General features: G+C 63.5%; 14 protein-coding genes. 5 read left to right on the top strand and 9 right to left on the bottom strand.

Annotated features, from left to right (window positions below; all coding sequences use genetic code 11):
* From AC52Q4_RS03380 to rfbB, 4 genes are all read right to left on the bottom strand, one after another.
* Positions 1-168 (bottom strand): sugar nucleotide-binding protein (locus AC52Q4_RS03380; RefSeq protein WP_495535405.1); only part of this gene is annotated, 168 nt, incomplete at its 3' end.
* Entirely contained in the window at positions 165-713 is a 549-nt protein-coding gene (gene rfbC, locus AC52Q4_RS03385) for a dTDP-4-dehydrorhamnose 3,5-epimerase (RefSeq protein ID WP_495535392.1), read from the bottom strand. The genes AC52Q4_RS03380 and rfbC, both read right to left, overlap by 4 nt.
* Positions 714-725: 12 nt before the next feature.
* Positions 726-1619: a glucose-1-phosphate thymidylyltransferase RfbA gene (gene rfbA, locus AC52Q4_RS03390; protein WP_495535393.1), complete on the bottom strand. Its 894-nt coding sequence runs from the start codon at positions 1617-1619 to the stop codon at positions 726-728.
* Between the two features lie 2 nt (positions 1620-1621).
* Positions 1622-2701: a dTDP-glucose 4,6-dehydratase gene (gene rfbB, locus AC52Q4_RS03395; protein ID WP_495535394.1), complete on the bottom strand. Its 1080-nt coding sequence runs from the start codon at positions 2699-2701 to the stop codon at positions 1622-1624.
* 232 nt (positions 2702-2933) lie between these two features.
* Here rfbB and AC52Q4_RS03400 point away from each other — a divergent pair, with 232 nt between their 5' ends.
* The gene (locus tag AC52Q4_RS03400; protein WP_495535395.1) at positions 2934-4148 is read left to right on the top strand and encodes a multidrug effflux MFS transporter; all 1215 of its coding nucleotides are present in this window, start codon (positions 2934-2936) and stop codon (positions 4146-4148) included.
* Positions 4149-4327: 179 nt separating this feature from the next.
* Here the strand turns inward: AC52Q4_RS03400 and AC52Q4_RS03405 are convergent, their stop codons facing one another.
* The gene (locus AC52Q4_RS03405) at positions 4328-5179 is read right to left on the bottom strand and encodes a PA4780 family RIO1-like protein kinase (protein WP_495535396.1); all 852 of its coding nucleotides are present in this window, start codon (positions 5177-5179) and stop codon (positions 4328-4330) included.
* 715 nt (positions 5180-5894) lie between these two features.
* On the opposite strand from AC52Q4_RS03405, the gene AC52Q4_RS03410 reads away from it, so the two are divergent.
* Together AC52Q4_RS03410 and recQ are read left to right on the top strand one after the other, a co-directional pair.
* Positions 5895-6845, top strand: a complete 951-nt coding sequence (locus AC52Q4_RS03410) for a GGDEF domain-containing protein (protein WP_495535397.1) — start codon at positions 5895-5897, stop codon at positions 6843-6845.
* A 262-nt stretch (positions 6846-7107) separates the two neighbouring features.
* Positions 7108-8934, top strand: coding sequence for a DNA helicase RecQ (gene recQ, locus AC52Q4_RS03415; protein ID WP_495535398.1), 1827 nt, complete (start codon positions 7108-7110; stop codon positions 8932-8934).
* Between the two features lie 35 nt (positions 8935-8969).
* Here the strand turns inward: recQ and AC52Q4_RS03420 are convergent, their stop codons facing one another.
* Positions 8970-9887 (bottom strand): LysR family transcriptional regulator, encoded by a 918-nt coding sequence (locus tag AC52Q4_RS03420; protein ID WP_495535399.1) that lies wholly within the window; start codon positions 9885-9887, stop codon positions 8970-8972.
* Positions 9888-9985: 98 nt separating this feature from the next.
* Here AC52Q4_RS03420 and AC52Q4_RS03425 point away from each other — a divergent pair, with 98 nt between their 5' ends.
* Positions 9986-10612: an FMN-dependent NADH-azoreductase gene (locus AC52Q4_RS03425; RefSeq protein WP_495535400.1), complete on the top strand. Its 627-nt coding sequence runs from the start codon at positions 9986-9988 to the stop codon at positions 10610-10612.
* 43 nt (positions 10613-10655) lie between these two features.
* Positions 10656-11642, top strand: coding sequence for a glutathione S-transferase family protein (locus tag AC52Q4_RS03430; RefSeq protein ID WP_495535401.1), 987 nt, complete (start codon positions 10656-10658; stop codon positions 11640-11642).
* Positions 11643-11690: 48 nt separating this feature from the next.
* On the opposite strand, the gene AC52Q4_RS03435 is transcribed toward AC52Q4_RS03430, so the two are convergent.
* From AC52Q4_RS03435 to AC52Q4_RS03445, 3 genes are all read right to left on the bottom strand, one after another.
* The gene (locus tag AC52Q4_RS03435; protein WP_495535402.1) at positions 11691-12059 is read right to left on the bottom strand and encodes a type II toxin-antitoxin system VapC family toxin; all 369 of its coding nucleotides are present in this window, start codon (positions 12057-12059) and stop codon (positions 11691-11693) included.
* A complete protein-coding gene (locus tag AC52Q4_RS03440; protein WP_495535403.1) occupies positions 12056-12253 on the bottom strand; it encodes a type II toxin-antitoxin system VapB family antitoxin in 198 nt (65 codons plus the stop codon). The genes AC52Q4_RS03435 and AC52Q4_RS03440 overlap by 4 nt, the downstream gene beginning before the upstream one ends.
* 153 nt (positions 12254-12406) lie before the next feature.
* On the bottom strand, positions 12407-12598 hold a 192-nt coding region (locus AC52Q4_RS03445; protein WP_495535404.1), incomplete at its 5' end, for a restriction endonuclease.

The raw sequence follows: 12598 nt of genomic DNA on the forward strand, positions 1-12598 counted from the left end.
CGCATTGACGATGACCTCCGGCGCCATCGCGAGCATCCGTGGCACACTCTCAGGCCGTGCGATATCAAGCTCCCCGCGCAGCGGCGCCAGCAGCCGCGCTCCATGGGGGGCCTGGCGCACCAGTGCCCGACCGAGCTGGCCGCTCGCACCCGTGATGAGCACCTTCATGGAAAAAGCTCTGCCTCGCTCAACGTCACCCCGGCACGATCCTTCTCGGAGAGCAACGGCGCGGCGTGGCTTGGAATCGGCCAGGCAATGCCAAGCTCGGGGTCATCCCAGCGAAGAGTGCGCTCGTGCTGCGGTGCCCAGAAATCGGTGCACTTGTAGACGAATTCGGCGTGATCAGCGCTCACGTAGAAGCCGTGCGCAAACCCTGGCGGTATCCACAACATGTGCTTGTTCTCGGCGGAAAGCTCGGCCCCAACCCATTGCCCGAAGGTCGGCGAGCTGCGGCGCAGGTCCACCGCCACGTCGAACACCGCACCCGAGACCACGCGCACGAGCTTGCCCTGCGGTTGGCGGATCTGATAGTGCAAACCGCGCAGAATGCCTTGCCCCGAGCGGCTTTGATTGTCCTGCACGAAGCGCAGATCGAGCCCCACCTCGCGGAATTTCTCCGCGTGCCAGGTCTCCATGAAATAGCCCCGCGCATCGCCGGCCATGCGGGGCTTGATGAGAATGACATCGGGGAGGCGGGTTGGGATGAAGTCCATCGCGAGCCCCATTCAAAATACGCGTTCGTTCAGGATGCGCAGCAAATACTGGCCGTAATCGGTCTTCGCCAGTGGCTCGGCGAGTCGGCGCACCTGCGCGGCATCGATGTAGCCCATGCGGAAGGCGGTCTCCTCCGGTGAAGCGACCTGCAGCCCTTGACGGGTTTCGATGGTTTCGATGAAGGCGCTGGCCCGGGCGAGCGATTCATGGGTGCCGGTGTCGAGCCAGGCGAACCCCCGTCCCATGACCTCCACGGCGAGCCGTCCCTGGTCCAGGTAGGCTTGGTTGACGTCGGTGATTTCCAGCTCCCCGCGTGCCGAGGGGCGTACCGCCTTGGCGATCTCCACTACCGCGGAATCGTAGAAGTACAGCCCCGTAACCGCATAACGCGAGCGCGGCTTGGCCGGTTTCTCCTCCAGACTGACGGCACGACCGTCGCCGTTGAAGGCCACGACACCATAACGCTGCGGATCGTTGACCGGATAAGCGAATATGCTCGCGCCCTCCGCCCGCTCGGCGGCTCGGTCCACGAGGTGACTGAGCTCATGCCCCTGGAAGACGTTGTCGCCCAGCACCAGCGCGCAGCACTCGCCGGCGATGAATTCCTCGCCAATCAGAAACGCCTGTGCCAGCCCCTCCGGGCGCGGCTGCACCTGATAACTTATGCTCAGCCCCCACTGCTCGCCATCACCCAGCAGCTTTTCGAACAAAGGCGTGTGCTCCGGCGTCGATATGAGCAGAATCTCACGAATACCCGCCAACATGAGCGTAGTCAGGGGGTAGTAGATCATCGGCTTGTCGTAGATCGGCAGGAGCTGCTTGGAAATGGCGTTGGTGATCGGATACAGGCGGGTTCCGGCACCGCCGGCCAGAATGATCCCCTTGCGCCGCGGCCGCTTCGTCATCGTCATGCCCCCTGCCCCGGCACCGGCTGGCTGCCCACCTCGTTGAGGCCGAGCCGTCCGCCGTCGTACTTCGCCACCAGGCGGTGGCACCAATCCGGGCGGTCGAGATACCAGCGCACCGTTTTCTCGAGCCCGGAGTCGAAGCTCTCCACGGGCGACCAGCCCAGCTCGCGACGCGCTTTGCTGGCGTCGATGGCGTAGCGGAAATCATGCCCGGGCCGGTCGGTTACGAACTCGATCAAGCGGGCATGGGGCGCCTCCCGCGGCTTGAGGCGGTCGAGCTGTGTGCACAGCGTTTCCACCACCTGCAGATTGGTGCGCTCGGCGTTGCCTCCGATGTTGTAGCTCTCCCCGACAGCGCCCCGGGTCAGCACGCACGTCAGGGCACGGGCGTGATCGTCGACGTAGAGCCAGTCGCGCACGTTGCGGCCGTCGCCATAAACGGGCATCGAGCGCCCGGCCAGCGCCCGGGTGATCTGCAGCGGGATGAGCTTCTCCGGGAACTGGTAGGGCCCGTAGTTGTTGCTGCAGTTGCTGAGCACCACGGGAAACCCGTACGTGTGGTGCCAGGCGCGAACCAGATGATCGGCCGAGGCTTTACTGGCCGCATAAGGCGAGTTGGGCCGATAGGGGCTGTCCTCGGTGAAGCAGCCGCTCTCGCCAAGGGAGCCGAAGACCTCGTCGGTGGAGATGTGGTGGAAGCGAAAGCGCTTCTGGCCCTCCACCGGCAGCTCCGCCCAGTAGGCTCGCGCCACCTCGAGCAGACAATACGTGCCCTGAATATTGGTGCGCATGAACTCGGCCGGGCCGTCGATGGAGCGATCGACATGCGATTCCGCCGCCAAGTGCATGACCGCATCCGGCTTTTCGCGAGTGAACAGCTCCCGCAGCGCCGAGGTATCGCAAATATCGATACGATAAAATTGGTAACGTGGGTCTTGGGCCACCGAGCCCACCGTGCTTAGGTCACCCGCGTAGGTCAGCGCATCCACATTGACCACGCGGTGCTCGGTTTCGCCGATAAGATAACGCACGAGCGCGGAGCCGATGAATCCCGCGCCCCCGGTAACGAGGATTTTCACACGAACGTCCTTTGTTGTGATGGTGCGAAATAACCCGGCCGAGCGCGCATGCTCTCGCACCCGTTCAGGCGCCGACGCCCCGGTGCGAACCGGCTGACCGAGCCGAGAGGCGCTCAACCGTGCTACCCTCGGATACGCCGAATGGGTTCGTCCTGTTTTGCAAGGCTCTCTTTTTAACACCCGCACGGAAATACATTCAAATAATCCGTTTCTCGAGAGTTGAGAACGCGCAATGCTGCGACTGCGCTCCAAGGCGGCAACGCTGCTGCTGGCAGCGTTCGTCGCCCTCGGCCCCCTGGCGACCGACATGTATCTGCCGGCGCTGCCCGCCATGGCGAAAGCACTGGACGCCACCCCTGCCGAGGTTCAGCTCACGCTCAGCGTCTACATAATCGCTGTCGCCCTGGCTCAGCTCATTTACGGCCCGCTCTCCGACCGCTTCGGACGCAAACCGCTGCTGCTGGTGGGGCTGGTGCTATTTACCCTGGCAAGCCTGGCCTGCGCGCTCGCCCGATCGATCGAGGCCATGATCGTTTTCCGCTTCCTACAGGCACTCGGCGGCTCGGCCGGGCCCGTGCTCGGGCGGGCGGCCGTGCGTGACGTGCACGGCCCGCTCGAGGCGGCGCGCGTTCTCTCCTATCTCAGTGCCGCCACCGCACTCGCACCGGCGCTGGCACCCATCGGCGGCGGCTACCTGCTGCTGGTTCTCGGCTGGCCTTCCGTGTTCGTCTTTCTCACCGTTTACGGACTCGCCGCGACGGCACTGCTGTGGTTCGCCCTGCCGGAGTCGCTGGATCCGGTGCTGCGCCAGTCCATCCATCCTCGCGCGATCGGCCGCAATTACCGCTTTCTGCTGCAGCAGCGGGAGTACCTGGGCTATACACTCGCTTGCACATTCACTTTCGCCGGTTTCGTCGCCTTCCTATCGGCAGCCGCGTTCGTGCTCATCGAGTTCATGGGCGTCGGCGCGCAGCATTTCGGCTATTACTTCACGCTGGGCGTGCTCGGCTACATCTCGGGCACGTTGCTCGCTGGCCGGCTGAGCCGCCGCCTCGGTATCAACCGCCTGCTGCTGATCGGCAGCGTGATCACCACCCTCGGCGGCGCCCTGATGGCCGTTTTGTCGCTGGCAGAGGTTTTCACGACACTGGCCGTGATGCTGCCGATGACGCTCTACATGATGGGCTTGGGCATCGTGCTGCCGCAGTCCACCGCCGGCGCCATCGCGCCCTACCCGCAGATCGTCGGCTCCGCCTCCGCGCTGCTCGGCCTGGTACAAATGTCCGTGGCGGCCGCCGCCGGGGTCATCGTCGGTCACCTGCACAGCGGCACCTCGCTCGGCATGGCCACTCTGATCGCCCTCATGGGCGCCGCAGGCCTAGCAAGCTTCATCGGATTGGTTTGGCTGCCGGGACGGGCACCGCGCGGGTGCGCGAGAGAGGCATAGGCGCGGCATCAAATGAATAAGCAGCATGCTTACCCACGTTCGCGATAAAAACTCTCCGCTAGCTGGCCGAGGCGTCAGCCGATTGGCTCTGGAGCCGCCCCCGGGCGATCCTACGACGGTCAGCCGGATCCGCCGCCGTCGGATAGTCCAAGCAAGCCCCTAATCGCCCGTTTGTTCGTTCATCCTGTCGTCGTCATGCGGTCAAGGCGGCGTCTTTCCGCCTCCTCGCGGGCGTCTTCGATATCCCGTAGAACGCTTTTCACATCAACAGGCATCGTGCTGGCCTCGAAACGCCCGGTCAGCTCGACGTCGGGGTGGAGGGTCCCAGTCTCGTAGAGCCGCCAGATCTCCTTGCCGTAGTCGGCGGCCAGAAGCTCAGGGGCATAGCGCCCGAAATAAGCGGCCAGATTGTCGACATCTCGCTCAAGCATCCTGCAGGCGTTGTTGTTGCCCGCCGCATCAACGGCTTGAGGCAGATCGATGATAACCGGCCCATCGCTGCCGACAAGCACGTTGTATTCGGAAAGATCGCCATGGACCAAACCGGCGCAGAGCATACGAACCACCTGCGCGATCAACACCGCGTGGTATGCGCGTGCCTCAGCGGGCGTGAGTTCCAGATCATTCAGCCTGGGGGCCACGTTGCCGTCGGCATCGACGAGAAGTTCCATAAGCAGAACCCCGTCGACGAAGGCATAAGGCTTTGGAACGCGCACGCCGGCGGCACTGAGGCGGAATAGGGCATCCACCTCGGCACTTCGCCAAGCCTCCTCCTGCTCCTTTCGGCCATAGCGAGTGCGCTTGGTCATGGCGCGCGCACGTCGGCTATTTCTTACCTTGCGTGCCTCCTGGTACTGGGCTTGCTGATGGAAGCTGCGTTTGTCGGCGTCCTTGTAAACCTTGGCGCAGCGGATCTCTCCCTCGGAGACGACGATGTAGACAGCCGCTTCCTTGCCGCTTTTGAGCGAACGGACGACCTGGTCCACGAGGCCGTCGCGAATCAACGGCTCAAGACCTCTCGGAATTCTCATTAAATTCTCGTGCTTGCAGTAGACGTGGTTTGGAGAAACTGGCCAAGACAACGCGCCCCGCGCCATTTTCTTGTCGTGATGCCACTCGGACCGAGCCTGTCCACCCGTGTCGGGCACCTGAGGTAACACATTGTACGTTCACGAGCCGACGATAGATCGTTCGACCCATCCTTATTCCTTCATCGGACAGTTGCCAGGGTTACTGAACCAGCGAGGGTCGATCTTGCCGCCCAAAAGCCAAACCTGCCCGATGCAGCGCTTCGACGGCCCAAATCGCACCAGCCCATGGAGTAGCGCCGAGCAACCGCGTGGCGGGTAGGCTCTGCGGGGCAAGTTCAGCATCGAGCGAAATCACGGCAAAGCGCCGCGGCTTCTTCCGCCTGCCTTCGGTGCCCACCGCCCGGCCTCCCCCGTGCGCTCGGCAAAAGTCACATCAGCCGTCGACCCAAAAGCGGAATGCAGGGAAGCGCTTAGCGTAGCGGTTAAGTCGCAAACTTCCTATCTCTTTCATTTCTGGAATACACGTCCAACGATCTGATGCGTTCCGTGAAAGATGACACTCGAACCTAGCCGTCCAGGCAGGAAAGCCGCGTCCCCGTACCGATAATCGCCACGCCATGATCAAGCTTTGTATTGGACGCATTATCTGGTTTAATCACGCCGATCATCTTCTTCGACAATCCGACAAATCTGTCCCGGGACGGGGGGCTGCCTTGTGACAGGGGGACCACGCGCGCCGCGTCCACCTCACGGTCGAGGTGAACTCGATCGCCTCAAAGGCGATGCGCCCGGCGACAGCGAAATCATTACGATCATCGACAAGGATCCGCTGAACGCTTGCCCGCCGCACTCCGGCTGTCTTGTCGTGCTCAATGGGCTCGACCTGGGTAAAAAGTACCCTCTGACTCAGGATACGACGCTGATCGGACGCTCGAGCCAAGTTGCCATCCAGATCGACGAGGATGCCGTCTCCCGCCGCCACGCCGTCATCGCGCGCCGCCTGGATGACTTCGTGGTGCGGGACCTTGCCTCGACCAATGGCACTTACGTCAACGAGCGCGCCGTGCGCGAGCACACGCTCGTCGACGGCGATCAGATCAAGATCGGCCCCACGATCCTCAAATTTCTGAGCGCTCGCAACATCGAGGCGAGCTATCACGAGGAGGTCTATCGCCTGACGACGACCGACGGCCTGACCGGGGTCTACAATCAGCGTTACTTCCTCAAGGAGATGGCGCGCCAGATGCGCCGGTCGGTGCGCCACGGCCACGACCTGTCGCTCATCCTCTGCGACATCGACGAATTCAAGACGATCAACGATGTCTACGGGCACATCGCCGGCGATTATGTCCTGAAACACCTCGCCCAGCACATCCAGCGCCACCTGCGCGAGGACGATCTTTTCGCCCGGTATGGCGGCGAGGAATTCGTGGCGCTGCTGCCGAGCATCGACAAAGCCCAGGCGGCGGTCATCGCGGAGGCGTTACGCAAGCTCGTCGAGTCCGAACCCTTTGCGTGCGACGACGTGGTCGTCCCCGTGACCCTGTCCATGGGGGTTGCCGACCTCGACGAGTACCGCCGCGCGAGCGTCCCGCGTGGCGCGGACAAAGAACATGACAGCAACTGCTTTGCGCTCATCAAGCTGGCCGACGACCGCTTGTATTAACCCGGCAATTAAATACAGTGAATACACTTCGAGTTAGGACAGCCCCCGGCTGGTGTACGGCCTGGCTTATGACCCATACTTATTTGCCCGAGTAATACCGGGCGAAGGCGGCTGGACGCAACACCATCGTCGCCGAGTAGCGCATCCGTTGCAGCCCCACGCGCGCACCCGCACCTCTTCGCCGGCCGCCTATTTGTATAGCAATCACGGCCGGCGGGGATGATAACCTCGGCCGATCGCTTCCTCCACCGATAAGAACGAGATGACACCCGAGTCCATCCTGAACACGGTCTTCGGCTTCGATACGTTTCGTGGCCGCCAGGAAGCCATCATCGACACGGTCGCCGCTGGTGGCGATGCGCTGGTGCTGATGCCGACGGGCGGGGGCAAATCCCTTTGCTACCAGATTCCGGCACTGCTGCGCACGGGCGTCGGTGTCGTCGTCTCGCCGCTGATCGCGTTGATGGCCGACCAGGTGGCGGCGTTACGCCAGGCGGGCGTCGCCGCGAGCTTTCTCAATTCCAGCCTGGACCGAAGCGAGCAGCGCGCCGTCGAGCGGCAACTGCTCGCCGGGGCGCTGGATTTGCTCTACATCGCACCGGAACGGCTGATGCAGCCGCGCTGTCTCGATTTGCTCGGGCGCTGCGAGATCGCCCTGTTCGCCATCGACGAAGCGCATTGTGTCTCGCAATGGGGCCACGATTTCCGGCCGGAGTACCTGCAGCTCGCCGCACTGACCGAGCGCTTCGCCGAGACCCCGCGGATCGCTTTGACGGCGACCGCGGATCTGCCGACCCGGCAGGAGATTCTCGAGCGCCTGCGATTGCAGGATGCGCAGCAGTTCATCCACAGCTTCGACCGGCCCAACATCTGCTATCGCGTCGCCGAGCGCGGCAGCGCGCGAGCGCAGCTGCTGCGCTTCATCGGTGAGGAGCATGCGGACGAAGCGGGCATCGTTTACTGCCTCTCGCGCAACAAGGTCGAGCAAACCGCCGATTGGCTCTGCGCGCAGGGCATTGCCGCGGTGCCGTATCACGCCGGGCTCGATCAGAGCACGCGCGCGGCCCACCAGCGCCGCTTCGCGCGCGAGGAGGCCGTGGTGGTCGTCGCCACTGTCGCCTTCGGCATGGGCATCGACAAACCGGACGTGCGCTTCGTCGCACACTTGGATTTACCGGCGAACATCGAGGCCTATTACCAGGAAACCGGCCGCGCCGGGCGCGACGGGCGGCCGGCCGATGCGTGGATGCTCTACGGTCTCGCCGACGTGGTGCAGCGCCGGCGCATGATCGAGCAGTCTCAGTCGAGCGAGGCGCGAAAGCGCGTCGAGCGCCACAAGCTCGATGCCATGTTGAGCTATTGCGAGATCTCGACCTGCCGCCGCGCGCATCTGCTGCGCTACTTCGGCGAACGGCCGCCGAGCGCGTGCGGCCACTGCGATACGTGTCTCACGCCCCCCGAGACCTGGGATGCGACCGAGCCGGCGCGCAAGCTCTTATCGGCTGTTTACCGCACCGGCCAGCGCTACGGCGCGCAATACCTCGTTGGCCATCTGCGCGGCGAGCGTGACGCACGGGCCACGTCATCGAACCATACGCAACTCTCGACGTTCGGTATTGGTGGCGAGTTGAGCAACCAACAATGGCGCTCGCTGATTCGGCAGTTGGTGGCGCACGGCTATCTCGACGTGGAGCTGGAAGGCTATGGCGGCCTGCGGCTCGACGGGCGGGCACGCCCGCTCCTGCGCGGCGAGCAAGCCTTGCGTCTACGCCGTGAGCGCAAGCCGCAACGGCGCTCGCGGCCGCATGCCAAGCGCCACAGCGGCGACCTGCCGAGCGAGGATGCCGCATTGTGGGAGGCATTGCGCGCGCTGCGCAAGCGACTCGCCGCCGAACAGGGCGTCCCCGGCTATGTGATTTTCCCCGACACCACGCTTTTGGAAATGGTCGCGCGGCGGCCGGCCAACGCCGATGAATTCCTGAGGCTGCATGGCGTGGGGCAGAAAAAGCTCGAAGCCTACGGTCTGCTTTTCATGCAGATCATCGCCGCTCATGCCACCGCCCCGGCGCACGCTTCGGGAGCAGACTGAGGCCACCCTGCTCGCGCGCGGGTATCACTCGCGCCTCAGCGCCCAGGAGACCGGCCTCCTGGCCGCACCGAACCGGCCGCATCGATCCCCGCCTTGATCCGTGCCCCCAGATAGCGGGCGGCCTGACCGGCATAGCGCCCGTCGGTGTACACCAGATAGAGATCCTGATACCGGTACACGCCCTCGCGCAGCGGCAGCGGCCGCAGCCGGCTGTCGGCCAGCGCGTCCTGGATTTCGTTCTCCGGTACCCAGGCGAATCCGAGCCCGCGAATCAGCGCCTCCCGGCGCACAGCAGCGTGCGAGAAAGTCCAGCGCTGCTCGGCGCCAAGCCAGCCGGAGTCCACCCGACGGCTTCCGGAGTCGCGGATCACCAGCTGCCGATGACGGCGCAGATCGTCCACACTCAACTCGCTCTGCCGGTGCAAGGGGTGATCGACCGCGGCGACGGCCACGAACCGGACCCGCAATAAATGATCCCCCGTAAAGCCGGGCGGCACCCGTGCGCTGATCACGATATCCGCCGACCTTCGCAGCAGCGCCTCCTCGGAGCCGGAGAGCACGGTCACCTGGAACTCCACCCGCGTCAACGGACTTTCTCCGGCCAGCTCGACCAGCGCGGCGAGGACGTATTGGTGGGGGAACAGTCCGTCGGCCGTGACGCGTACCAGAGGTTCCCAGCCGCGGCCGAAGCGGATAGCGGTTTTCTCGAGGCGGCCGGCTTCCTCGACCAGAGCCTTCGCCTGCCGATACAGCAAGTTGCCGATCTCCGTGAGCCTGGCTCGGCGACCCTCCAGCGTAAAAGCGCGCACCCCCAGCTCGCTTTCGATTTTCTGCACGGCATAGCTGACCGCCGACTGGCTTTTGCCCAGCGCCTGGGCGGCGGCGGCATAGCCGCCCTCATCGACCACGGCGAGAAGGGCTTGCCACTGATCCAGGGTGATTTTCGCTGACATATCGAATCAATCGATCAAATCGCGCGAATTCGTGCGGTTACTTATTCCGTTCCACCGGTCCAATAATAAACCCATACCGCGACCACAGGAGTCCGAGCATGGCACGCATTCTCTACCTGCAAAGCAGTATTTTCGGCGAGCGTGGCCAGTCCAGCCGGTTGGCGCGCGAGTTCATCGAGGGCTACCGGGAGCGGCGCCCGGGCACGGAGGTGGTGACCCGCGATCTGATTCGCGACGGCCTGCCCCATCTCGATCGGGAGCGTGCCGCCGCGCTGCGGGGATTCGACCCGGCGCTAAGCGAGGCGCAAAAAGCGGTGCTGGCTCATTCCGATAAGCTGATTGACGAGCTGCAGAGTGCCGATCTGGTAGTGATCGGTCTGCCCATGTACAACTTCGGCGTCCCGACGCAGTTCAAGACGTGGCTCGACCACATCGCCCGCGCGCGGGTGACCTTTCGCTATACCCAGAGCGGGGCGGTGGGTCTGCTCGAGAACAAGCCGGTGCGGGTGTTCGCCGCGCACGGCGGTGTTCATCTCGGTCGACCGGAGGAGACCACTACCGAGTTCGTGCGACACATTCTCGCTTTCGTCGGCCTCACCGACGTGGAATTCATTTACGCCGAGGGACTCAATATGGGTGAGGAGACGAGGCAGCGCTCTCTGCGGCGGGCGCGCCTGGAGATCGCCGCGCAGCTCGAAGCGCTGGCTGAACCGGCTGCCGCCTGACCGGCTCGCGGCGCCCCTTGGCTAACGCAACCGGAGGTAGATTATGGGATTGCTGGTCGACGGCCAATGGCAGGATAAATGGTACGACACCAAGCGCACCGGCGGGCGCTTCCAGCGCTCCGAGAGCCAATTCCGCAACTGGGTCACCGCCGACGGCGAAAACGGCTTCAAGGCCGAGTCCGGACGCTATCATCTGTATGTCTCCTACGCTTGCCCCTGGGCGCACCGGACCCTGGTCATGCGCGCCTGGAAAGGACTGGAGGAGCACATCGGCGTATCCGTGGTGCATCCGCTGATGCTGGAGCACGGCTGGGAGCTGCGCGAGGATTTTGACGGCGCCACCGGCGACGCGCTGTGCGGCCTGCACAAGCTCTACGAGCTCTATCTGAAAGCGGACGAGCACTACAGCGGCCGCGTGACCGTGCCCGTGCTGTGGGACAAGCAGCGCGAGACGATCGTCAATAACGAGTCCGCGGAGATTATCCGCATGCTCAACGCCGCCTTCGACAATCTGGGCGCCAAGCCCGGCGATTACTATCCCGAGGCGTTGCGCGAGGCGATCGACGCCGTCAACCAGGCCGTTTACGACAACGTCAACAACGGAGTCTACAAAGCCGGTTTCGCCACCAGTCAGGACGCCTACGACGAGGCGGTGACGGCTCTGTTCGACACCCTCGAGGCGCTCGAGGAGCGCCTCGCCACGAGCCGTTATCTCCTCGGCCACACGCTGACCGAGGCCGACCTGCGCCTATGGACGACCTTGCTGCGCTTCGACCCCGTCTATGTGACCCACTTCAAGTGCGACCACAAGCGGATCTGCGACTACCCGAACCTCAACGGGCTGCTACGGGACATATATCAGTTACCCGGTGTAGCCGAGACGGTGCACATGGATCACATCCGCAACCACTACTTCCGAAGCCACCCGAGCGTGAACCCCAACCGGCTCGTCTCGATCGGCCCGGCGGTGGATTTATCCGCCCCCCATCACCGCGACCGCCTGGGCAAGCGGGAGATACGCGGCGCCTGATCCACGGTACCGGTCACCGCCTCAGGGCAGCGCGGTTTCAGGGCAGGATCAATCCTTCGTATAGGCCAGTGCCAGCGAAAGGGCTACCGCTTGCAAGCGCTTGTCCCGTGTCCACAACCGCGTCGCACCACTCAATATCACCGCAGCCAGCAAATGGGCATCCACATAGCCAATGCCGCGACCCATCAGCGTGTGGCGTTCGATGAAGAACAGCACCTCGTCATCCGTCGCGATCGCTACCCGCGGAAGATCCTTGAGCAGGGCCAGCACCTCGTTGCGATCGCGCAAGTTGCCGCAGGCCAGCTCACCCAGCACAAAGGGATGCATCAGCACCCGGCTGTTATTCAGCAGAGTGGCCAGTTCCGCGTCACCGACACGCAGATGATCGATCCAGACCGAGGTATCGACCAGGATCATGCCGGGTCGGATTGCCGCCGGGCCACCGGCTCCAGTTGCGATTCACTGCCACCGAGTCGCGCCAGTCGCCGAGCGCTCTCGCGCTCAATCAGCGCGCGCAGTCCCTCACGCACTAGGGCGGACTTCTCAGTCATCCCGGTTAGGCGCCGGGCCTCGTCCAGTAACTGATCATCGATATTCAGGGTCGTACGCATGGAGCACCTCATTCAGCAGCGTCATACATCAAAAAATACATCATATGATGCCGCTTGTCGTGCCAGCCAGCTTGGACCCTCGGGAGCTACGCCGTGGTCTACTTGGCGACGGCGTCGAGGATATGCCGTGCATAGAGTCACCGGGACTCACACCTAAGCCACTAGCGCCATTAGCTTGTCATACCCATCGATCACGTCGTACTTGACTTCATCAGATGCGATTTTTGCAAAGAACCTTCTGGCGCACTGGATTTTGCTCTTTTCGATTTCGCGAAGCTCCAGGGATGACATCGAGCCCTTGGTCTCCGCGATAAAATAGATGTGCTTGACCTTACCTTTCTGGAA

The organism is Nitrococcus sp. (assembly GCF_059432795.1).